This window comes from Methylobacter marinus A45 (assembly GCF_000383855.1).
In the GTDB taxonomy this organism is placed as follows: domain Bacteria; phylum Pseudomonadota; class Gammaproteobacteria; order Methylococcales; family Methylomonadaceae; genus Methylobacter; species Methylobacter marinus.
Genome location: NZ_KB912877.1, coordinates 4,175,120 through 4,197,649, shown reverse-complemented (window position 1 = coordinate 4,197,649; position 22,530 = coordinate 4,175,120). Strand labels below are relative to the sequence as shown.

Annotated in this window: 18 protein-coding genes; 10 read left to right on the top strand and 8 right to left on the bottom strand. The window is 51.1% G+C overall.

Annotation, left to right across the window (positions count from 1 at the left end; genetic code table 11):
* Positions 1-79: 79 nt before the first annotated feature.
* The 5 genes from dapB to hrcA all read right to left on the bottom strand — a co-directional run bounded on the left by dapB (position 80) and on the right by hrcA (position 5,900).
* Complete coding sequence (gene dapB, locus METMA_RS0119765) at positions 80-889, bottom strand: 4-hydroxy-tetrahydrodipicolinate reductase (RefSeq protein WP_027147482.1); 810 nt, start codon at positions 887-889, stop codon at positions 80-82.
* A 5-nt stretch (positions 890-894) separates the two neighbouring features.
* On the bottom strand, positions 895-2,025 hold the full coding sequence (gene dnaJ, locus METMA_RS0119760) for a molecular chaperone DnaJ (RefSeq protein ID WP_020160847.1): 1,131 nt from the start codon (positions 2,023-2,025) through the stop codon (positions 895-897).
* 127 nt (positions 2,026-2,152) lie between these two features.
* Positions 2,153-4,087, bottom strand: a complete 1,935-nt coding sequence (dnaK, locus tag METMA_RS0119755; RefSeq protein ID WP_027147481.1) for a molecular chaperone DnaK — start codon at positions 4,085-4,087, stop codon at positions 2,153-2,155.
* A gap of 68 nt (positions 4,088-4,155) precedes the next feature.
* Positions 4,156-4,776: a nucleotide exchange factor GrpE gene (gene grpE / locus METMA_RS0119750; protein ID WP_020160845.1), complete on the bottom strand. Its 621-nt coding sequence runs from the start codon at positions 4,774-4,776 to the stop codon at positions 4,156-4,158.
* Positions 4,777-4,844: 68 nt separating this feature from the next.
* The gene (gene hrcA, locus METMA_RS0119745; RefSeq protein WP_027147480.1) at positions 4,845-5,900 is read right to left on the bottom strand and encodes a heat-inducible transcriptional repressor HrcA; all 1,056 of its coding nucleotides are present in this window, start codon (positions 5,898-5,900) and stop codon (positions 4,845-4,847) included.
* A 240-nt stretch (positions 5,901-6,140) separates the two neighbouring features.
* Between hrcA and METMA_RS0119740 the strand changes: the two genes are divergently transcribed.
* The 6 genes from METMA_RS0119740 to METMA_RS0119715 all read left to right on the top strand — a co-directional run bounded on the left by METMA_RS0119740 (position 6,141) and on the right by METMA_RS0119715 (position 12,063).
* On the top strand, positions 6,141-7,025 hold the full coding sequence (locus tag METMA_RS0119740) for an NAD(+) kinase (RefSeq protein WP_020160843.1): 885 nt from the start codon (positions 6,141-6,143) through the stop codon (positions 7,023-7,025).
* Between the two features lie 5 nt (positions 7,026-7,030).
* Positions 7,031-8,710, top strand: a complete 1,680-nt coding sequence (gene recN / locus METMA_RS0119735) for a DNA repair protein RecN (RefSeq protein WP_020160842.1) — start codon at positions 7,031-7,033, stop codon at positions 8,708-8,710.
* 36 nt (positions 8,711-8,746) lie between these two features.
* The gene (locus tag METMA_RS0119730; protein WP_020160841.1) at positions 8,747-9,775 is read left to right on the top strand and encodes an agmatine deiminase family protein; all 1,029 of its coding nucleotides are present in this window, start codon (positions 8,747-8,749) and stop codon (positions 9,773-9,775) included.
* A gap of 364 nt (positions 9,776-10,139) precedes the next feature.
* A complete protein-coding gene (locus METMA_RS25170) occupies positions 10,140-10,484 on the top strand; it encodes a nucleotidyltransferase domain-containing protein (RefSeq protein WP_020160840.1) in 345 nt (114 codons plus the stop codon).
* Positions 10,477-11,082, top strand: coding sequence for a DUF2238 domain-containing protein (locus tag METMA_RS0119720; protein ID WP_020160839.1), 606 nt, complete (start codon positions 10,477-10,479; stop codon positions 11,080-11,082). The genes METMA_RS25170 and METMA_RS0119720 overlap by 8 nt, the downstream gene beginning before the upstream one ends.
* A gap of 96 nt (positions 11,083-11,178) precedes the next feature.
* Positions 11,179-12,063 (top strand): carbon-nitrogen hydrolase, encoded by an 885-nt coding sequence (locus METMA_RS0119715; RefSeq protein WP_020160838.1) that lies wholly within the window; start codon positions 11,179-11,181, stop codon positions 12,061-12,063.
* A 75-nt stretch (positions 12,064-12,138) separates the two neighbouring features.
* On the opposite strand, the gene METMA_RS0119710 is transcribed toward METMA_RS0119715, so the two are convergent.
* Both METMA_RS0119710 and METMA_RS0119705 read right to left on the bottom strand, forming a co-directional pair.
* Complete coding sequence (locus METMA_RS0119710; protein WP_027147479.1) at positions 12,139-12,453, bottom strand: H-NS histone family protein; 315 nt, start codon at positions 12,451-12,453, stop codon at positions 12,139-12,141.
* 158 nt (positions 12,454-12,611) lie between these two features.
* Positions 12,612-13,379 (bottom strand): DUF2914 domain-containing protein, encoded by a 768-nt coding sequence (locus METMA_RS0119705; protein WP_020160836.1) that lies wholly within the window; start codon positions 13,377-13,379, stop codon positions 12,612-12,614.
* A 157-nt stretch (positions 13,380-13,536) separates the two neighbouring features.
* Here METMA_RS0119705 and METMA_RS0119700 point away from each other — a divergent pair, with 157 nt between their 5' ends.
* Genes METMA_RS0119700 through METMA_RS0119685 form a run of 4 tightly spaced genes read left to right on the top strand, consistent with a single transcriptional unit; the run spans position 13,537 to position 19,908 of the window.
* Positions 13,537-16,359: a 2-oxoglutarate dehydrogenase E1 component gene (locus METMA_RS0119700; protein WP_020160835.1), complete on the top strand. Its 2,823-nt coding sequence runs from the start codon at positions 13,537-13,539 to the stop codon at positions 16,357-16,359.
* Position 16,360: 1 nt separating this feature from the next.
* Positions 16,361-17,623 carry a 2-oxoglutarate dehydrogenase complex dihydrolipoyllysine-residue succinyltransferase gene (gene odhB, locus METMA_RS0119695; RefSeq protein ID WP_020160834.1) on the top strand — a complete coding sequence of 421 codons (1,263 nt, stop codon included), beginning with the start codon at positions 16,361-16,363 and terminating at the stop codon, positions 17,621-17,623.
* 13 nt (positions 17,624-17,636) lie between these two features.
* Positions 17,637-19,091 carry a dihydrolipoyl dehydrogenase gene (gene lpdA / locus METMA_RS0119690; protein ID WP_020160833.1) on the top strand — a complete coding sequence of 485 codons (1,455 nt, stop codon included), beginning with the start codon at positions 17,637-17,639 and terminating at the stop codon, positions 19,089-19,091.
* Between the two features lie 43 nt (positions 19,092-19,134).
* Positions 19,135-19,908 (top strand): hypothetical protein, encoded by a 774-nt coding sequence (locus tag METMA_RS0119685; protein ID WP_020160832.1) that lies wholly within the window; start codon positions 19,135-19,137, stop codon positions 19,906-19,908.
* A 389-nt stretch (positions 19,909-20,297) separates the two neighbouring features.
* Here METMA_RS0119685 and parC read toward each other — a convergent pair whose 3' ends face one another.
* Positions 20,298-22,529, bottom strand: a complete 2,232-nt coding sequence (parC, locus tag METMA_RS0119680; protein WP_027147478.1) for a DNA topoisomerase IV subunit A — start codon at positions 22,527-22,529, stop codon at positions 20,298-20,300.
* Between the last annotated feature and the right edge of the window lies 1 nt (position 22,530).

Genomic DNA, 22,530 nt, shown 5'->3' with positions numbered 1-22,530 from the left:
GGGATGACCCCCAAAGGACTCATCCCGTTATAAAAAAACAAAATTGTACCAATTTTACGAGATTATCGCGTTCTGGTCATTAACAATTTTTCAAACCCAAGACATCCTGCATGTCATAAAGACCGGTTTGTTTATCTTTTAACCAGACGGCCGCCCTAACCGCGCCATTGGCAAAGGTCATACGGCTTGTGGCTTTATGCGTGATTTCCACGCGCTCTCCTTCATCGGCAAACATAACCGTATGTTCACCAACTATATCGCCGGCACGAATCGTCGAAAAGCCGATGGTTTTTCTATCCCGCTCGCCGGTATTACCTTCACGGCCGTAAATCGCGCAATCCTTCAAGTCGCGGCCCAACGCGCCAGCAACCACCTCGCCCATGCGCAAGGCTGTGCCTGACGGTGCATCGACCTTATGCCGGTGATGCGCCTCAATGACTTCAATATCGGTATAATCGCCCATCACCCTGGCCGTCATTTCCAGCAACTTCAGAGAGAGATTGACTCCCACGCTCATATTAGGCGCGAGTACTATCGATACCTCCCTGGCGGCTTCGGCAATCCGGGCTTTTTGAGCGTCGCTGTATCCGGTCGTGCCGATCACGATTTTTTTGCCGGCTTTACGGCAGATATCAATGTATTCCATGGAGGCATCGGGACGGGTGAAATCGATCAGCACATCGAACTGTTCGACGACGGATGCCAAATCATCGACGACCTTAACGCCGACAGCACTGATGCCCGCCAATTCGCCCGCGTCCGTGCCTATCGCGATGCTCTCGGGCCGGGAAACCGCAACCGAGAGCTCGGCCTTGTCGGCCAGTGCCGCCGCCTTGATCAGGCAAAGCCCCATCCGTCCTGTTGCGCCCACTACAGCAATACGAATCATAGCGCTCACCCTGTCAGTTTATCGAAAAAGCTTTTTACGCCGTCAGTCCACGAATGCTCTTGAGGACTATGATGCTTGCCGCCGCCGGACAGGGAATCACCCAACTGCTGAACCAACTCTTTCTGTTCCTTGGTCAGGTGAACCGGGGTTTCAATCTGCACCCGGCACAGCAAATCGCCGATCGCACCCCCGCGTACCGGCTTGACACCCTTGCCACGCAACCTGAATAACTTTCCGGTTTGTGTTTCGGCAGGAATTTTGAGCATCACCTTGCCATCGAGTGTCGGCACTTCGATTTCTCCGCCTAAACAGGCCGTAGGAAAGCTGATCGGCACTTCGCAATAAAGGTTGGCGCCGTCACGTGTGAAAATCTCATGCTCTTTCACCTGAATCTGCACATACAGATCGCCTGCCGGACCGCCGCGTTCCCCGGCCTCGCCTTCGCCGGCCAGACGAATACGATCGCCGGTATCGACACCTGCCGGCACCTTGACGGACAGGGTTTTGGTTTCCTGAACGCGTCCTTGTCCATAGCATTTACCACACGGATCCTTGATTTGCTTGCCCGTACCGCGACAGGTCGGACAAGTCTGCTGAACGGAAAAGAAACCCTGTTGCATCCTGACTTGGCCATGGCCATGACAGGTCGAGCAGATAATCGGACTGGAGCCTTTTTTGGCGCCCGAGCCATTACATTCGCTACAGACAACCAGCACCGGCACCCGAATTTTGGCTTCGGTTCCGGCTACGGCTTCTTCCAGCGTCAATTCGAGGTTATAGCGCAAATCCGCGCCGCGCTGCACGGAACCGCGAGAACGTCCGCCGCCGAAAATATCGCCAAACACATCGCCGAAAACATCACTGAAGCTCTCGGCGCCGAAACCACCACGACCGCCGCCCATGGACTGATCAACGCCGGCATGACCGAACTGATCGTAAGCGGAGCGCTTTTTAGGATCCGACAGAACTTCGTAAGCTTCCTTAATCTGCTTGAACTTTGCTTCAGCTTCAGCCGGATTCTCTTTATTTCTGTCCGGATGATACTTCATCGCCAAACGGCGATAGCTTTTCTTTATCTCTGCGTCACTGGCGTTTCTATCCAGACCGAGAAGCTTATAAAAGTCTTCTTTTGCCATGTTCCTATCGTTTCGTTTCGTCTTGTTTCGCTTAAATCCATTCCCGAGGACTCACTCAGGAAATGCAAGCATGCCATAAGGTTATCGATAACCGCGCCGGCAAAGGCGCGGCGTAACCATGTCTCAATTACTTTTTATCGTCATCCTTAACTTCTTCGAACTCCGCATCGACAACGCCTTCGTCAGCAGCCGCATGCTCGGAAGCTTGATGGGCGCCCGCGGATTCGCCGCCTTCAGCGCCCGCTTTTTGCGCATACACGCGCTCGGCCAGCTTGCCTGATAGTTCGGTCAATGCGTTTGTTTTTGCTTCAATATCGGCTTTGTTATCGCCTTTGACCGCCTCTTTCAAAGCATTGATTGCATCTTCGATCGCGCTTTTTTCATCGGCGCCGACTTGATCACCCAGTTCTTTCAAGGACTTTTCCGTAGCGTGAATCATACCATCGGCATGGTTGCGCGCCGTTACCAGCTCCGTCAACTTGCGGTCTTCATCCGCATGGGCTTCCGCATCCTTGATCATGCGTTCCACTTCTTCATCCGATAAGCCGCTGGACGCCTTGATGACGATAGATTGCTTTTTACCGGTTGCCTTGTCTTTGGCCGAAACGTTCAGAATACCGTTGGCATCGATATCAAATGCCACTTCAATCTGTGGAATGCCACGCGGTGCGGGTGGGATATCAGTCAGATCGAAACGTCCCAGCGACTTATTGGCGGAAGCCACTTCGCGCTCACCCTGCAGCACATGAACCGTTACCGCAGTCTGGTTGTCATCAGCCGTGGAGAAAATCTGCGAAGCATTGGTTGGAATCGTGGTGTTTTTCTCGATCAGCTTGGTCATGACGCCGCCCATGGTCTCGATACCCAGCGACAACGGGATCACATCCAGCAGCAACACGTCCTTGACTTCACCGCCCAATACGCCGGCCTGAATCGCGGCACCCAGTGCAACCGCTTCATCCGGATTGACATCTTTACGCGGCTCTTTGCCGAAAATGGTTTTCACCATCTCCTGTACTTTCGGCATACGGGTTTGACCGCCTACCAGAATCACGTCATCGATATCGGAGGCTGACAAGCCGGCATCCTTAAGCGCGATCTGACACGGGCCTTTAGTCCGATTGATCAGCTCTTCAACCAGAGACTCCAGTTTGGCGCGGGTCAATTTGACATTTAAATGCTTGGGGCCTGACGCATCGGCCGTAATATAAGGCAGGTTGACATCGGTTTGCTGGCTTGAAGACAATTCAATCTTGGCTTTCTCCGCCGCTTCCTTTAAACGTTGCAGCGCCAGCGGATCATTATGCAGGTCAACACCGCTTTCTTTTTTGAATTCCGCCGCCAGATATTCGATGACTCTTGAGTCGAAATCCTCACCACCCAGGAAGGTATCGCCGTTGGTCGACAATACTTCAAACTGGTGTTCGCCTTCTATCTCGGCAATTTCAATGATGGAGATATCAAACGTACCGCCGCCCAGGTCATAAACGGCAATCTTGGTATCACCCTTAGGCTTATCCATGCCGAAAGCCAACGCCGACGCGGTCGGCTCATTGATGATACGTTTTACATCCAACCCGGCAATACGTCCAGCGTCTTTAGTGGCCTGACGTTGCGAGTCGTTAAAATAAGCGGGTACGGTAATAACGGCTTCCGTGACTTCTTCGCCCAGATACGCTTCGGCGTCTTTTTTCAGCTTCATCAAAACACGCGCCGAAATTTCAGGGGCTGCCATTTTTTTACCGTGCACCTCCACCCAGGCATCGCCGTTTTCAGCTTCGACAATTTTATAAGGCACCATTGTGATGTCTTTTTGCACAACATCGTCTTTAAAGCGGCGGCCGATCAAACGCTTGATAGCGAATAACGTATTCTTAGGGTTGGTTACGGCCTGACGTTTAGCCGATTGGCCTACCAATACTTCGTCATCGCTGGTAAAAGCGATAATGGAGGGCGTCGTACGGGCACCTTCACTATTCTCGATCACTTTCGCCACGCCATTCTCTAAAACCGCAACGCAAGAGTTTGTGGTTCCTAAATCAATTCCAATTATTTTAGCCATTGAAGTCTCCAGACTTGAATATGTAAATGTTAAAAGTTGTTCTTAATATGGGGATTGTTTTATAGGGTTCAAGCCTGCTCATCAATGCTTGGCGTATCCGCCGCCGGTTTATCGGGCGCCTTTGCAACCACGACCATGGCGGGGCGCAACAAACGTCCGTTCAATAGATAACCTTTTTGAAAAACGTTAACCACTGTATTTGGCTCGACACCCTCCACGGCTTGCATGGTCATAGCCTGGTGGTGTTCAGGGTTAAAAGGCTGGCCGGCTGGATCAATCATTTCAATGTTAAACTTGGCAAACACCGATTCGAATTGCTTAATCGTCAATTCGCTGCCCACGCGGAATTTCTCCACTTCAGGGCTATCACCTGTCGCCGCTTGCAACCCTAACTCCAAACTATCCAATACCGGTAATAATTCCTTGGCAAATCCTTCCAGCGCGAACTTATGCGCACTCTCCAGATCTTTTTGCGTTCTTTTCTTCAGATTTTCCATTTCCGCCTGAGCGCGAACTGCTTTATCCCAGTTTTCCTGGGCTTTCTGCTCAGCCTGTGCCAATTGCTCCCTCAGCTCTTCAATAGTTGCCTCAGGCAGCAACTGCTCTTCGGTAGCGGCTTCTTCAGCCAGCTCTTCGTTCTTAGCCTCGGTTTCAACCTGTGATTCAGGCACTTCCTGATCATTACTCATTCGCTATAGCTCCTCAAATATAAAGTTTAGTTGCCGTGCCCAATTGCACGAGAAAAAACAGCTGTCAGTTATGATGGGGACGATGATTTGGGATTCAAGGCGGCGCCTAACAATTTTGCAGTAATATCGACAAACGGGATGATTTTCTCGTAAGCCATGCGTGTCGGCCCGATGACGCCCAATACCCCTACCACTTCATCGCTGACCGAATAAGACGAGGTAACCAGACTGCAATGATCGAACGCCTGATAGCCCGACTCTTCGCCGATGAAAATCTGCACGCCTTCGGCTTTCATGCACTGATCCAATAGATGAATCACATCCTGCTTCTGGCTGAACGCTTCAAATAATTTTTTCAACCGGTCCATGTCCGCCAACTCTGAAAAACCCATTAAATTGGTTTCGCCGGTCAGCACGTAATCTTCTTTTTCATTGTCCCGCTCAAACGTCAGTTGCGCTATTTTTATCGCGTCAAGCATGCCCTGATTCATGCGCGCCTGAGCCTCTTTCAACTCTTCAAAAACCGCCTGCCGCACAGCAACCAGACTTCGACCACAATAAATTGAATTTAAATAATTGGCTGCCTGCTGCAATTCGGAAGGGCTAAATACTTTGGCCGTATGGATGATTTTATTATGGACTTCCTGCTCATTGGTAACAAAAATCACCAGCACACGCGTATTGGATAAAGGTAAAAATTCAATATGCCGTAAACAGACCATCTCCCGCCTGGGCAGCGTTACGACTCCCGCCATGCGAGTCAATTCCGAAAGCAAACGCGATGCGACCCCGATAGCATCATTATTATTGTCAGTCACTGACAATCCCTGATGCAAAAGCGTCAAATCTTCCGATTTCAGCGGCTTAACCGTCAACAGACTGTCCACGAATAATCGATAGCCACTGACCGTGGGCACACGGCCTGCAGAAGTATGCGGTGAGTGCACCAGCCCTAAATCCTCAAGATCAGCCATGACATTGCGGATGGTGGCCGGGCTCAAATTTAAACCCGAGTCTTTCGATAAAACCCTTGAGCCCACTGGCTGACCATCGCTGATATAACGCTCGACCAGCGTTTTCAACAACTGCAACGACCGTTCGTTTAAAACCTGACTAGTACCCACATCAACCTCTAAAAGATCAAAATTAGCACTCTTCCCAGGCGAGTGCTAGCGAGGCAAAATATCAGCTCGACGGTCTGTTGTCAATAAAGCCCCTTAAAGCCCGATTAATTAATAATAGACTCATTATCGCGTTCCCTATCGATATCAGCCGATATAAAAAGCCTGCCATCCACCAGTAAAACAAATTGGTTTGGCAATGTTTTTTTGTATAATCCAATTCATTTGACTTACTATTCGGCAATGCATAGCCCTTTTAATACCATTGGCATCATAGGCAAACCCAGTGACCCCAGTATTGCTGAGACCCTATCCGCTCTTTATGATTTCTTAAAACACCACGAATACACTGTCGTGGTTGCCCCGGACAGCGCCCGATTCATTAATAACCAGACTGTTGTATCATGCGATATCGACAAACTGGGCGGCTATTGCGACCTGGTGATTGCCATTGGCGGCGACGGTACTTTTCTCTCCGCCGCGCGGGCCATCGCGAAATACGACATTCCCTTGATCGGTATCAATCTGGGCCGACTAGGCTTTTTGGTGGATATATCGCCTAATGAGCTGCCCGACCGGTTACATCGCATACTTCAAGGCTGTTACACTGAAGAGAACCGCTACTTGCTGCGCACTAAAATCATCCGCGATGAACAGATCATCCACGAAGAAACGGCGGTTAATGAAGTGGTTATTCATCGTTGGGTAACGCCCAGCATGATTGAAATCGTAACCAAAATTGACAATGTGTTTCTTAATTCACAACGCTCCGACGGACTCATCGTGTCCACTCCCACAGGCTCAACCGCCTATTCCTTGTCCGCGGGCGGCCCGATCCTGCACCCGTCGTTAAACGCATTGGTATTGGTACCGCTGAATCCGCATACGCTGACTAATCGTCCGGTCGTTATCGATGACTCCGCTGAAATCGAAATAAGCTTCTGCCAGACCAAGCAAATCAACGCACTGGTTACCTGTGACCAAATTGAAATTCCAGCTGTACTGATCAGCGATAAAATTTTGATCAAAAAAGATCCGAAACCGATTAGAATTCTGCACCCCGAAGACTACGACTTCTTTCAGATTCTGCGGGGCAAATTAAACTGGAGCAGTGGTTATCATAATTAATCCTTATGCTATTGAACCTTAATATTATCGATCTTGCCGTTGTCAAATCATTGGATCTGGATCTTGAAAAAGGCATGTCCGTGCTAACGGGCGAAACCGGAGCCGGCAAATCCATTCTATTGACCGCCTTAGGTCTCGCGCTGGGCGACCGCGCCGATTCCGGCTATATTCGTCCCGACGCCAAGCGCGCTGAAATCAATCTGGAATTCGACTTGGCCGATGCGCCCGAAGCCCAACACTGGCTGAGAGAAAACGATCTCGATGACGACCATCACTGTCTGATCCGGCGCATAGTCAATCAGGACGGCCGCTCCAAGGCCTATATCAATAATCGTCCCGTCACGTTGCAGACGCTGCAGGCGCTCAGCGAGAAACTGGTCGAAATTCACGGCCAGCATGCGCATTTGACCTTGCTTAATAGCGATGAGCAACGTCGTCTGCTCGATGTGTACGCAAAAGACCAGCCGCTTCTGGATCAGGTCAACGACTGCTACCGGCAATGGCTACAAGCCAACAAGGAACTGGAAGCGCTGGTCAAGGCCGGCAGGGACAAAGTCGAACGCGAAGAATTATTGCGCTACCAGATCGAGGAACTGCAACTGCTTGACCTGCAAAACTTCGATTACTCGGCCCTGTCGGAAGAGCACAGCAAACTGGCCAATCTGGGCCAGATTTTGACGGTTGGCCAAAGCCAGGTTGATCTGCTCTATGAAAACGACCAGCAGTCGGTCAGCCAGATGCTGAACCACAGCCTTGGCGAATTAACGCATATCGCCCGCTTTGCGCCGGAACTGAACGAGATCCTCGCGCTGTTATCGGAGGCGCAGATTCAAACCGAAGAAGCGGCACAGCAGCTGCGCCGCTTTCTCGAGTCCCAGGAGGCCGATCCGCAACGCATGGAAATACTGGAGAATCAGATCGCCACCATTCAGAATCTGAGCCGCAAGCACCATATCAAACCGGACGAACTGCCCGAATTACTGGAAAAGCTGGAACAGGAGCTGGATGGATTGACGCACAGCAGCGAGCGCATCGATGCCTTAAAGGTCAGCACAGCGCAACTGCACAATCAATACAACGAGTTGGCCTCGCAACTGTCAAAACAGCGCAAGAAAGCCGGAAAAAACCTGGCGCGCCAGATTTCGGCCATGATCAAGGAACTGGGCATGCCGAAGGGCGAGTTTCTGGTCGACATTACAGCACTGGATCTGGATGCGCCTAAACTGAACGGCAAGGACAAAATCGAATTTCTGGTCAGTGCCAACCCGGGATTGCCGCCCAAGCCGCTGGCCAAAGTCGCCTCTGGCGGCGAACTGTCGCGCATCAGTCTGGCTATTCAGGTCACGACCAGCAACGATAAAACCACGCCGACCATGATTTTCGATGAAGTCGATACCGGCATCGGCGGCGGCATTGCCGAAATTGTCGGACACAAGCTGCGCAGCCTGAGCCAGAACCGTCAGGTCATGTGCGTGACGCATTTGCCACAGGTTGCATCGCAAGCCCACTATCACTTATATGTAGAAAAAAACAATAAAGCCGATATCACCTCCTCCACTGTCAGACTGCTGGAAGACGAGGAACGCGTGCAAGAAATTGCCAGAATGCTGGGCGGCGTCAACATTACCGCCAATACGCTGGCCCACGCCAAGGAAATGTTATTTCAATCCACTGCCGGTCGTTAGCCGGCAAATACAATCAACCACAGGGTACCAAAATCAATGATCCGCTTTCCAGCCGAATGGGAACAACAATCCGCCGTATTAATCGCCTGGCCGCATGCTACCGGCGACTTCAGCAATCGTCTTGATACGGTCGAGCAGAGCTACGGTTTTATTGCCGAAACGATAAGCCAGTATCAGCGTTTGTTTATCGTCTGCCGGGATAACGCCCACCAGCAGCATATTCAGGCTTTAATCAAAAACACCGGCAATATTGTATTTCTTCACGCCGGGGTCAATGACATCTGGGTCAGGGATACGGTTTTTTTGACCGTGGAAGAAGACGGCCGCATGAAACTGCTCAATTTCAGATTCAATGGCTGGGGCGGTAAATATCCGCATCAGGCCGACAACGCGCTGAATCATGCCCTGCTGAATTACAGTCCGTTCAAGAATGCGGATTACGCCGATATAGACTTCATCCTAGAAGGCGGCAGTGTCGAAAGCGACGGCATCGACACGATCATGACCACGCGCCAGTGTCTGTTGAATCCGAACAGAAACAATGAACTGTCGCAACTGGAAATTGAACAGCGACTGCAAGAATACTTCGGCGCCAAGAGAATATTATGGGTGGATCAGGAAAATCTGTCCGGCGACGACACCGACGCCCATATCGATACGCTGGCCCGTTTTTGCTCGGCCACGACCATCGCGTATACCAGCAGCAATGATCCCGAAGACCAGCATTACGCAAGTTTGAAAAATATGGAATCTCAGCTACAGGCCTTCCGCACTCGATCGAATGAGACCTATCACCTGGTGCCGTTGCCGATGCCGAAACCAATATTTGACGAGGAAGGCCAACGCCTGCCCGCCAACTACGCCAATTTCCTGATCATTAATCAGGCCGTCATGGTGCCCGTCTATGACGACCCGATGGATGCGGTCGCCCTGGAACGGCTGGCAGGTTGTTTTCCCCGGCACAAAGTCATCGCCACGCCCTGCCGGCCACTGGTGCATCAATATGGCAGCCTGCATTGCATGACCATGCAGTTTCCTGAAAAAGCGCTTGGCCTTATTGACTGACACTCAACCCGCAGATAATCAACGATGCGTCCGGCGATTATATATGCCGGGCGCTTATAATATCTGGCGGCGTCGATCATACAATAATATGATTAGGAATGGGAATGAAATAAGACCCGCAAATGAGGCAGGATTTCTGTTCATATTCAAGGCGCGCAAACAGGCGCATGGCAAGCCATGTAACTGTTTGCGCAAAGCTTCCGCTCCTTACCTACATCCCTGTAGGCAACGCAGAAGATGGACGGAAAGACAAGTCAGTTGCGGGAATTATAAAATTCACGTTCCTTAAATGAACTTGCTGAATAAGACATTATTCAAAGGCTTCAACAGTCTTAATAAGCCGATTTGATGCAAACAGTAAACTATGAAATACGGTCTCAAAAAAAACACCATTTCGCAGATAAATGCTGTTTTTGCCAATCATCCTGAAATAGAACAGGCCATCATCTACGGCTCAAGAGCTAGAGGCAATTATAAAGAGGGTTCGGATATTGACCTGGCGCTAAAGGGGCGCGCATTAAACTTGCGCATTGTTGATAGAGTAAACTTTGAACTCGATGACCTGCTTTTACCTTATTGCTTTGATATTATCGATTTCAATCAAATAAGTAATGCCGGCTTTATCGATCACATTAATCAATATGGCATCGTTTTCTATAATTCCTTAAATGCATCGCATTTAAACAATCAAAACGCCGGTCATGACTAAAACCTGGCTGACGGTGTTTTTTTCAGTGCTGACATGGTCTGCCTTCGAGCCAAAAGATTACCCGACCTGGTGGCTGGAAACCGCTCCCGCCTTAATCGCCCTGGTTATACTTATCGCGACCCGGCGACGCTTTCCGCTGACCTCTCTCGCATATTTCCTGATTTTGATTCACAGCATTGTCCTGATGATAGGCGCCCATTATACTTATGCCGAAGTCCCATTATTTGACTGGCTGAAAGTGGCACTGGAACTTGAACGTAATAATTACGATAAACTCGGCCATTTTGCCCAGGGCTTTATCCCGGCCATCATTGCCAGGGAAATATTGATCAGAAATCAGGTCGTGGCCAGCCGCAATTGGCTAAACTTCCTCATAATCTGCATCTGTCTGGCCATCGCCGCATTTTACGAACTTATTGAATGGTTCGTTGCCTTACTCAGCGAAGAAGCCGCCGAATCGTTTTTAGGCACTCAGGGATATATCTGGGATACCCAGTCGGATATGGCTTATGCATTGGTCGGCGCAATTTCGGCAATAATAACCTTAAGCCGCCTTCATGACCGGCAAATCAGCGAAGTCACTGCTCGGCGCGCCTAACCTTGTTGTCGGCTTCCGTTAAACCGAACGCTCTATTTCCTGCTTTTAAATCGTTATAAAATACAACTGTTAAAACCTATCCCTGACACAACCATCATGAAATCAAAATTAATCGTCAGCGCTGTTCAACAGCCCTGTAATGAAGACAGACAGACCAACCTTGATTTTTCCATTGAGAAAATCCACGAAGCGGCTGCCGCCGATGCCGACCTGGTCGTGCTTCCGGAATTGCATCTGGGACCTTATTTCTGCCAGAACGAAGACTATAATAACTTTTCCCTGGCCCAGCCTATCCCTGGCCCCACCACGGACATTCTGTCGGCAGTGGCGAAAGAACGGGAAATCGTTATTGTTTCAACTATCTTCGAACAAAGAGCGCCCGGACTTTATCATAATACCGCCGTTGTTTTTGACAAGGACGGCAGTATCGCTGGCAAATATCGGAAAATGCATATTCCCGACGACCCGGGCTTTTATGAAAAATACTATTTCACGCCGGGCGACATCGGCTTCAAACCGATTCAAACGTCAATCGGTAAATTAGGCGTATTGGTCTGCTGGGATCAGTGGTTTCCCGAAGCGGCAAGACTGATGGCTTTAGCCGGCGCGGAGTTATTGATCTACCCTACTGCCATAGGCTGGGACCCACAGGACCCCCCTGAAGAGCACAAACGCCAGCTGGACGCCTGGACAACCATACAGCGTTCTCATGCGGTGGCGAATGGTATTCCCGTCATATCCTGTAATCGCATCGGTTTTGAAAAAGCGCCGGATTCGGAAACTGGCATAAATTTCTGGGGCAATAGCTTTATCGCGGGACCTCAAGGAGAGATCATAGCTCATGCTGACGAATCGGAAATAAAGTTGTTAACCGGCGCTATTGATAAGGCAAGAGTTGAACGCGTCAGACAAATATGGCCCTATTTGCGTGATCGCAGAATTGATGATTACGGGGATTTAACAAAACGTTTTATTGATTAGAAAACACCGGCACAAGGCTGAAAGTCGTGTCTTTTTGCCTTGTGCCCTGAGAATATCCGTCCTGGGCCTGGAGAATCACACTTCAAACTCGGAACGGTCATGGCCTTCATCAAGTAAAGTCTGCATCCATTTCGGCGTAACCCCGCGACCGGTCCATGTTTTTTCAGGATCCTGAGGATGACGGTATTTAACCGGAACCTTAACCCCTTTACGAGCAGATCTTTTATCACTTTCATAAATCTCCACGGCCACATCAATCGATGCGGCCAACTCCTTAATCTGGGCAATAACCTCTTTACGTTTATTGGCCTGTTTGGATTTTAATGCTTTTTCGGCTTTTTCAATAACCGCCTGCAATTCATTTTCAGATAGATTTTGATACTCGGCCATTTTAAGATTTTGATACTGGGTCATTTTCACTCCTAATAATAAAAAAATATAATTCAATCATATCATGACTCGCTAATACTATAAATAGCAACAATTACCAATATTTGATTCAAATAATCATTCATAACTATATATGTTTAAATTCCGGGACTAAGCCATTACTTAATAGTAACAACCTTAAAGCTTTTTTTATTTAGTATACGCTCATTCTCATCTATTAACCTGACAGACCAGTTACCTACATCATTATCAGTAAATAACTTACTGCTGGATGTACGCCACCTATTACCCAGGATATTCAACCTGCGGTTAAAAACGACTTCCCCATTATTTAGCCATTCATGGTAAAGCGTGCGACCTTTTAAACCTGTTAATTCGGTAAAATAATAGACACCTACAGCTTGTGCCTTATTGACTGCAACTGGAAGATTTAGTTCTCCCGCCGGCTCCTTATTATTAATTTTATCGGTTAATAAAGCGCGAGAAACATTTTTATTAATGACTGAAGCGCTCATTTTCCTGGTTACATTTTCTTGACTGATTATTGTCCGCTGCTTCTTTTTCACCTCAACCTTAATACTAGGTTTCTGTTTTTGAGTTTCCGCTTCAATTATATTATTAATGGCTACGGACTTATTTTCAGGCTTAATTGGTTTTGGCCTCTCTTGTATATATACATCTTTTTCTTCCGGCTTAACTGAAGCATTAAAATCGGTATCAGACAATGAGACCTCCGCGTTTTGCTCTCCGGGATTCAGCAAAAAGTACAAGGCACTGAAAATCAGCATGCCAATAACGATGACTGCCAGCACTATTCGTTTAACGTGCCACTCTGTTACCATCTCGGGCGCCGCCCCCACGCTACCGGCTTTTCTCCCGGATTTGGAATAGTTAACTCTAATTACAATATTCTTTTTGTCTCTCATGTTTTTTTTATCTCAACAACAAGCGGATGAAACTTTATGATTGCCTTTGCCACTAAAATAAACCATATTTTTAGCCAGACAACGCTTAACTGAGTAATATACCACTGCGGACCTGGTAAAAAGTGAAAACCCATTTCGAATAAATTGGATAATCCTAATGAGTAAACTGCTTAAACTTTTTCAAGATTCTTCTAGCCTCTATGGCAGCAACGCCAGTTTCATTGAAAACCTGTATGAAAAGTTTCTCGAAGATCCTGAATCGGTTGAGCCCAGTTGGCAAAAGGAATTCAGCGCCATTCACAACGGCGTCGATTATGAAGCAGCCCATAGCCCTATTGTGGAACGCTTTGCGCGACTCGCGACTAAATCCCGGGGCCGGCTGGCTGAACTGCAAGGATTTACGGAAGAAAGCGTCAAAAAACAATCCGCCGTTGCCCGACTCATCAACCACTACCGCGTCCGGGGACACCAGATCGCCCAAAATAATCCGCTAGGCAAAACAGCGCCGCCACCGCCCGAGTTTGACCCGGCTTTTTACGGCCTGTCCGCCCCCGATATGGATACACTGTTCGATGCGGATCTGCTGCACGGCGCCGACCGGCTGCGTCTACGCGACATTATCGCCGGCCTGAAGGACATTTACTGCGGCAGCATTGGTTCGGAGTACATGCATATTGTCGATACGACGATCAAACGCTGGATAAAAAATCGCCTGGAAAACCCGAAAGCCAATGTCATAGAGCCTGAAAAAAAACGCTGGCTGCTTAAACAGTTAACCGCGGCAGAAGGCATTGAAAACTATCTGCATACAAAATTTGTCGGCCAAAAGCGCTTCTCGCTGGAAGGCGGAGAATCACTGATCACCATCCTCGACGAGATCATTCAAGGCTCGGGCGATAAAAGCGTGAAGGAAATTGTGATCGGCATGGCGCATAGAGGCCGGCTGAATGTGCTGATCAATACTCTCGGCAAAAGCCCTGCCAGTTTGTTCGATGAATTCGCCGGCATGCCGACGTTATCGCCCGGCGTCAGTTCCGGTGATGTCAAATATCACATGGGTTTTTCATCGAATATCGCCACGGCCGGTGGGCCGGTGCATTTAACGCTGGCTTTCAATCCGTCGCATCTGGAGATTATCGACCCGGTTGTGGAAGGCTCGGTAAAGGCGCGCCAGGACAGAGCCGGAGCCGAAGGCAAAAATGCGGTTATCCCGGTACTGATCCATGGCGATGCCGCGTTTTCGGGGCAAGGCATCATCATGGAAACCCTGAACATGTCTCAGACCCGAGCCTTCTCGACCGGCGGCACGATTCATATCGTCATCAACAATCAGATCGGCTTTACCACCAGCAACCCACAGGACGCCCGATCCACGTTGTACTGCACCGATGTGGCCAGCATGATTCAGGCACCGGTTTTTCATGTTACGGGCGATGACCCCGAGGCCGTCAACTTTGTCACGAAACTGGCACTCGACTATCGCATGACCTTTAACAAGGACGTGGTCATCGACCTGATCTGCTACCGCCGTCTCGGCCATAATGAAGCCGACGAGCCCTCGGCCACGCAGCCGCGTATGTATAAGAAAATCCGCCAGCACAAAACCACGCGGCGAATTTACGCGGAACGGCTCATCAGGGAAGGCATCATTACGGAAGAGCAATCCAACCAGATGGAACAGGAGTATCAGAAGCAGCTCGATGCCGGCCGCGTCGTTTCGCGCCCCATACTGGATAACAATCATTACTCATATACCACGCAATGGAACCAATTCATGAACGGCAGCTGGGACACGCCCTGCGACACATCCATTTCGATTGATCACATTCGCTTCTGCAACGATCAGATGCAGCGACTGCCGGCCGGTTTCGAACTGCATTCGCGCGTCGCCAAAATCATGGACAACCGGCGTAAAATGGCCGCCGGCGCCATGCCGCTGGACTGGGGGTTTGCCGAGAACATGGCCTATGCGACCTTGCTGATGGATAAATACCACGTACGCCTGACCGGACAGGACGTGGGCCGGGGCACTTTCTTTCACCGGCATGCCGTGCTGCATAATCAGCTGAATGGCAAAACTCACACGCCGCTGAAACACCTGGACAAGGATCAGGGCCGGGCGCAGATTTTCGATTCACTGCTTTCGGAAGCCGCCGTTTTGGGTTTTGAATACGGCTACAGCTCAACCGTTCCGAATACGTTGGTCATCTGGGAAGCGCAATTCGGCGATTTTGCCAATGGCGCGCAAGTCGTCATCGACCAATTCATCAGTTCCGGCGAAACCAAATGGGGTCGGTTGAGCGGTCTGGTCATGCTGTTGCCGCATGGCTTCGAAGGCCAGGGTCCGGAGCATTCATCCGCCCGACTCGAACGCTACCTGCAGCTATGCGCCGAACACAACATGCAGGTCTGCAATCCGACCACGCCGGCGCAGATATTCCATCTATTGCGTCGGCAGTTGATCAGGCCCTATAGAAAGCCGCTGATCGTCATGACGCCTAAAAGCCTGCTCCGACACAAACTTGCCGTATCGACGCTGGAAGACCTGACTGACGGCCAATTTCAACCGGTCATCGGTGACCAGGATCCGATCAACCCGAAAAAAATCACGCGCTTTATTCTGTGTTCCGGTAAAGTTTATTATGATCTGCTCGAAGCACGGCGCCAGGACGACCTGAAACATGTCGCCATCACGCGCCTGGAACAACTGTATCCGTTCCCCGCTGAAGCATTCAGGGCGGAACTGGCGAAATACCCCGCCATGAAAGAATTCGTCTGGTGCCAGGAGGAGCCCCAGAATCAGGGAGCCTGGTATCAGTCAAAACATCATTTTGCCGACAATCTGGAGCCTCATATCACCATAACTTATAGCGGCCGAGAGGCATCTGCCGCCCCTGCTGTGGGCAATTTCCGTATCCATATAGAACAACAAAAAGCCGTCGTAGAATCGGCCTTATACGGCAAACCTTCAGGAAAATAACATGAGCATTGAAGTCTTAGTCCCTAACCTACCCGAATCGATTTCAGACGCCACATTGGCAACCTGGCATAAGAAGCCCGGCGACATCATCAATAAAAACGACAATCTCGTCGACCTGGAAACCGATAAAGTGGTACTTGAAGTCCCCGCGCCGGAATCAGGTATTCTGCGTGAAATACGCAAGGAAGACGGCGCGATAGTGGTAGCCGGCGAAGTGCTGGCCGTGCTGGATCCGCAAGACGTCCAGACACAACAGGCCGTTCAGACACAGGAAACCGAGGCTGTCGAAACGGCCGCGCCCGAAACGCAAGAGGCATACGGCGAAGCGACTCCCGCATTAAGCCCTTCGGTACGGCGAATGATTTTTGAAAAAAATATCGATCCCGCCGGTATTAAAGGCACCGGCAAAAACGGCCGCATCACCAAGACCGATGTGCTCGACTATCTGGAAAGTCACAAGCAGCCAGAAGCGGAAGCCGAACTTCCAGAACCTGAAGCCGCACCCGCGCCCGCCAAACCGGAGAAACTCAAGCCTGTCGAGCCGGCCGCGCCTTCTTTGAACCTGCGTCCGGAACAGCGGGTGCCGATGACACGCTTAAGGGCGAAGATTGCCGAACGCCTGCTACAGGCCCAACAAAACGCGGCCATGCTGACGACATTTAATGAAGTCAATATGCAAAACGTTATCGATCTTCGCAATCAGTACAAAGCCCGCTTCGAACAAAAGCACCATGTCAAACTGGGCTTTATGTCGTTTTTCGTCAAAGCCTCCATCGAAGCGTTAAAACGTTTTCCGGCCGTTAACGCCTCCATTGACGACAACGATATTATTTATCACGGCTACTACGACATAGGCATTGCCGTCACGACCCCGCGCGGCCTGATCGTGCCGGTTTTGCGCGATGCCGACCAGCTCGATTTTGCCGGTATCGAAAGAAGCATTGCCGATTTCGGTGAAAAGGGACGCAACGCCACGTTAGGCTACGAGGACTTAAAGGGCGGCACGTTTACCATTACCAACGGCGGCATTTTCGGTTCGATGCTATCGACACCGATACTGAACCCGCCGCAGTGTGCCATTTTAGGCATGCACGCCATCAAGGAACGCCCTGTGGTCGAAAACGGTCAGATCGTCGCCCGTCCCATTATGTACCTGGCCCTGTCCTATGATCACCGCCTGGTTGACGGACGCGATGCCGTGCAATTCCTTGTGACCATCAAAGAATGTCTGGAAGCCCCGGCTCACCTACTTCTTAATATTTAAGAAGGCAATAGTTATGTCAAAACAACACCCACATTATGATGTCATCGTTATCGGTGCCGGGCCCGCGGGCTATGTCAGCGCCATCCGATGCGCTCAGCTTGGTTTAAAAACGGCCTGCATCGACAACTGGAGCAATAATAAGCGCCAGAGCAGCCTGGGTGGCACTTACCTTAATGCCGGCTGCGTTTCCTCGATAGCATTGCTCGAGTCGGCGAAAATTTATCATTTGTTGAATCATGAAATAGGCAAACACGGCATACATGTCGAAAATATATCCCTGGATATCGGACAAATGATGCAGCGAAAAAACAAAATCATTGAGACGCTCAGCGCTAAAATCGCCGATATATTTACTTATCACGGCATTACCCGTATCCATGCCCATGCCAAACTGCTCAATGCGCGCCAGGTGGAAATAACCCCGCTCGACCATTCGGCACCGTCAGTCATTCAGTCCGGGAATATTATTCTGGCCGCCGGCTCTTCGTCGGTCGACCTGCCCTGCGCCCCGATCGACAACGAATTCATCATCGATTCCACCGCCGCCTTAAACCTTGACAGCGTACCCAAAAAAATGGGCATCATCGGTGCCGGCGTCATTGGTCTTGAGTTGGCCAGTATATGGAGCAGGCTGGGCTCGGAAGTCATTCTGCTGGAAGCTCAGGAAAACTTTTTAACCCTGACCGATCAGCAGATTTCACGCGAGGCCTATCGCATCTATACACAACAGGGCCTGGACATGCGTTTGGGCGCACGGGTCATCTCCGCTAAAAAAAGCCATAAGAAAGTTAGCGTTGAATACCAGGATAATGAAGGCCAGCATTGCCTGCGCGTGGACAAACTGATCGTCGCATCGGGCCGGAAGCCTAATACCGAAAACCTGGCTACCGCGGAAACCAATTTAGTGCTCGACGAAAACAGTTTTATTCATGTCGACGAAAACTGCCGGACTACCCTGCCTGGTGTTTATGCGATAGGCGACCTGACCTTGCTCGGCCCCATGCTGGCCCATAAAGGCATAGAAGAAGGCGTCTTTGTCGCCGAACAGATTGCCGGCATTCACACTCCGATTAACTATGACATCCTGCCCAGCGTTATTTATACCGAACCCGAAATTGCCTGGGTCGGCCAGACCGAACAGGCCTTGAGAGCCATAGGCGAGAATATCAAGATCGGGACTTTCCCGTTGACGGCCTCCACCCGGTCTCACGTCAAGGGCTCCCCCGATGGCTTGGTTAAAATCATTGCCCATGCCGATACCGACACCATACTCGGCGTTCATATCATTGGCGCCCATGCTTCCGAACTGATCGCCGAAGCCGTGCTGGCCATGGAGTTCTCCGCCAGCAGTGAAGATTTGGCCAGAACCATACACGCGCACCCGACCATTTCAGAATCCCTGCATGAAGCCGCCTTAGCGCTTGATAAGCGGACATTGCATTTGCCGGCAGGCAGACTGATACCGTAAGGACACATCAGCACGCCCTACTGCGTTACATAAGGAAATTATCATGCCGCTTTCTTCCGTTTTTGAACGCCTGTTCAAATGGCTTTTCATGCTCAGCCTATCGACGATGGGTATCACTGCTTTCTACAAGAACGAACTGCCCGACCCCTCGTATTATGATCTGGACCATCTTGAAGCGCCCAGACAGACGCGTATTCCCGAGCAAGCGTTTATAACAAGAGTCAACGGTCAGGAATATACCATCCAGCCAGAATTCAGCTATGAGCTTGATGGCGTCGTCGTCAGCTACCACGACTCCGATGATTTCAGCGATGTTTGGCATCACAAACGCTGGAAGGATTTTATCAATCTGCGCGATCTCTGCGTGATCTGGGGCGGAAATGTCGAGTCAGGCGTTTACAAGAGCATGACCTTCAACAATGACAGCTGGACCTGCTGGGCATCCTGGCCCGATAACGCGATCGGCGCCCTGTTTAGAATGAATGCGCTGTCCAATAACCATCTGCTGACCGATAGCGACGACGTCAAAAGCGTCTTGATGTCCGCCGAACCCGGCGATCATATCCGCCTGAAAGGCGTTCTGGCGAGTTATTCCAATAAAGCCAACGGCTTTCAGCGCGGCACCAGCATCGTCCGCGACGACACCGGCAACGGCGCCTGCGAAACGATTTATCTGGACGATTTCAAGATCATCAAGAAAGCCAACCGCAAGTCACGCCGGTTATATGACCTGTCAAAGTGGCTGGCCATTGTTGCCGGCATCGGATTTTTGATCATGTTTGCCATCACGCCGGTCAGGAATAAGCACAGGTATTAGCTACAAAATATATCTGCCACATAGGATGTGGCGACGACAGGAGGCGCATCCATCGCGCGCGATGCGCTTCACTGCATCGCCTGGAACGCCTGCCTTCTTTAGTCAGCCTTGTTCTGACGAGTAAAATTTTCAGCCTACATTCCGCAGCAAAATTTGACCTAAGAAGCCTATTACAGCCGAGTCATTCATCATCTTGGTCTGGTTTCGGGGATGATTGAGCCCTGATACCGTAAAATGCACAGACACATAGGGGCGAACCTGTGTGTTCGCCCTTGCCCAACGGTTCTCCGATAACCCGTTGTGCACCCGAAACAAGGCGGACACGCAGGTCCGCCCCTACATTGGTTGCGGAATGTCGGTTACAGCGTAACCTACGATTGCATAGCAGCTCACTCACATTCCATTCCGTCAACCCGCTGAAAGCCCCTCGGCAAAGCCGTTCCCCTGTTGGCGCGGCTGCCTGAGTAATGCTCGATATCGGCCGGCTTCAGCGTTATATGGCGCTTGCCCGACAGCACTTTCAGCTGGCCGTTTTCCGGGAGCGCAGTCACTGCCATCACCTGATCCTTGCCCGCGGCCAGATCAGCCGTTGGAATCTGGATCAGTTTGTTGCCTTTGCCTTTTGCCAGCGCCGGCAGCTCGGCGACCGGAAAAATCAGCAACCGGCCCTGCTGGGTGACGGCGGCAAGCAGATCGGATTCATGGCGGACCGGTGCGGGCTTTAAAACCTTGGCGCCATACGGCAGCGTAATCAGCGTCTTGCCGGCTTTGTTCTTGCTCAACAGCTCCTTGAGCTGTACCCGGAAGCCGTAGCCGGCATTGCTGGCCAGCACATACCAGTCGTCGGGGCTGCCTGCAAGCAGATGCGTGAAGTAGGCGCCGGCCGGCGGATTAAGGCGGCCCGTCAGCGGCTCGCCCTGGGTTCGGGCCGACGGCAGGTCATGCGCGGAGGTGCTGTAAGCCCGGCCGGTTGAATCGAGCAGATATACCGGCTGGGTCGTCCGGGTCCTGACCGCATCGAGAAAACCGTCGCCGGAGCGATAGTTCAGACTGGTCACATCGATATCGTGCCCCTTGGCCGCCCTGATCCAGCCTTTCTGCGAGAGAATGACCGTCAATGGTTCATTGGCGATCAGCTCGGTCGTATCCAGCGCCTGCGCGGCCTGTCGTTCGACGATCGGCGAGCGACGGTCATCACCGTATTTCTCGGCATCGCGCTCCAGTTCTTTTCTGATCAGGCGGTTGAGCAATTTTTTGGAACCGAGGGTTTTCTCCAGCGCGGCCCGCTCTTTTTCCAATTCATCCTGCTCGCCGCGGATTTTCATCTCTTCCAGTTTGGCCAGATGCCGCAATTTTAATTCGAGAATCGCTTCGGCCTGCAGATCACTGAGCCCGAACCGCGCCATCAGCACCGGCTTGGGATGGTCCTCATTGCGAATAATGGCGATGACTTCATCGATATTCAGGTAGGCGATCAGCAAGCCGTCCAGAATGTGCAACCGCGCCAGAACCTTGTCGAGCCGGTGCTGAAGCCGGCGCCGGACCGTCTCGGTACGGAACGTCAGCCATTCGGTCAGGATGTCTCTGAGCCCCTTGACCTGCGGCCGGCCGTCCAGACCGATCATGTTCATATTGACGCGATAGCTTCTTTCCAGGTCTGTCGTGGCAAACAGATGCGACATGACCGCCCCGACATCGAGCCGTTTCGACTTCGGTATGACCAGCAGACGGGTCGGATTTTCATGGTCCGACTCGTCCCTCAGGTCCTCGATCATCGGCAGTTTTTTGGCCAGCATTTGCGCCGCGATCTGCTCCATCAATTTGGCGCCGGATACCTGATGCGGCAAGGCCGTGATGACGATATTGCCGTCTTCCAGCTCGTATCTGGCGCGCATTTTTACCGAGCCGCCGCCGCTGACATACATTTTCCGTATCTCCTCGGCGGGCGTGATGATTTCGGCATCGGTCGGATAATCAGGGCCTTTAATATGGCTGAAAATGGCCTCCGTCGGGCAATCGGGATCATCCAGCAGCTCGATGCAGGCATTGGTCACTTCGCGCAGATTGTGCGGCGGAATGTCGGTCGCCATGCCGACGGCGATGCCCATCGTGCCGTTCAGCAGCACGTTCGGCAGTCTTGCCGGCAGTAAAACCGGCTCTTTCAGCGTGCCGTCGAAATTGTCGGTCCAATCGACCGTGCCCTGCCCCAACTCGCTCAGCAGGGTCTGCGCATAAGGCGTCAGCCGCGATTCGGTGTAACGCATGGCCGCAAACGATTTCGGGTCGTCCGGCGAGCCCCAGTTGCCCTGCCCGTCGATCAGCGGATAGCGGTAGGAAAAATCCTGCGCCATCAGCACCATGGCTTCGTAGCAGGCCGAATCGCCGTGCGGATGGTATTTACCGAGCACGTCCCCGACCGTTCTGGCCGATTTTTTGTATTTCGCCGCCGCCGTCAGGCCCAGCTCCGACATCGCGTAAACGATGCGCCGTTGTACCGGTTTCAGGCCGTCGGCGATATGCGGCAAAGCCCGGTCCAGAATCACATACATGGAGTAATCCAGGTAGGCTTTCTCGGCAAAATGCTTTAACGGCAGTTGTTCGTAATTCTCTTGTATACCCACA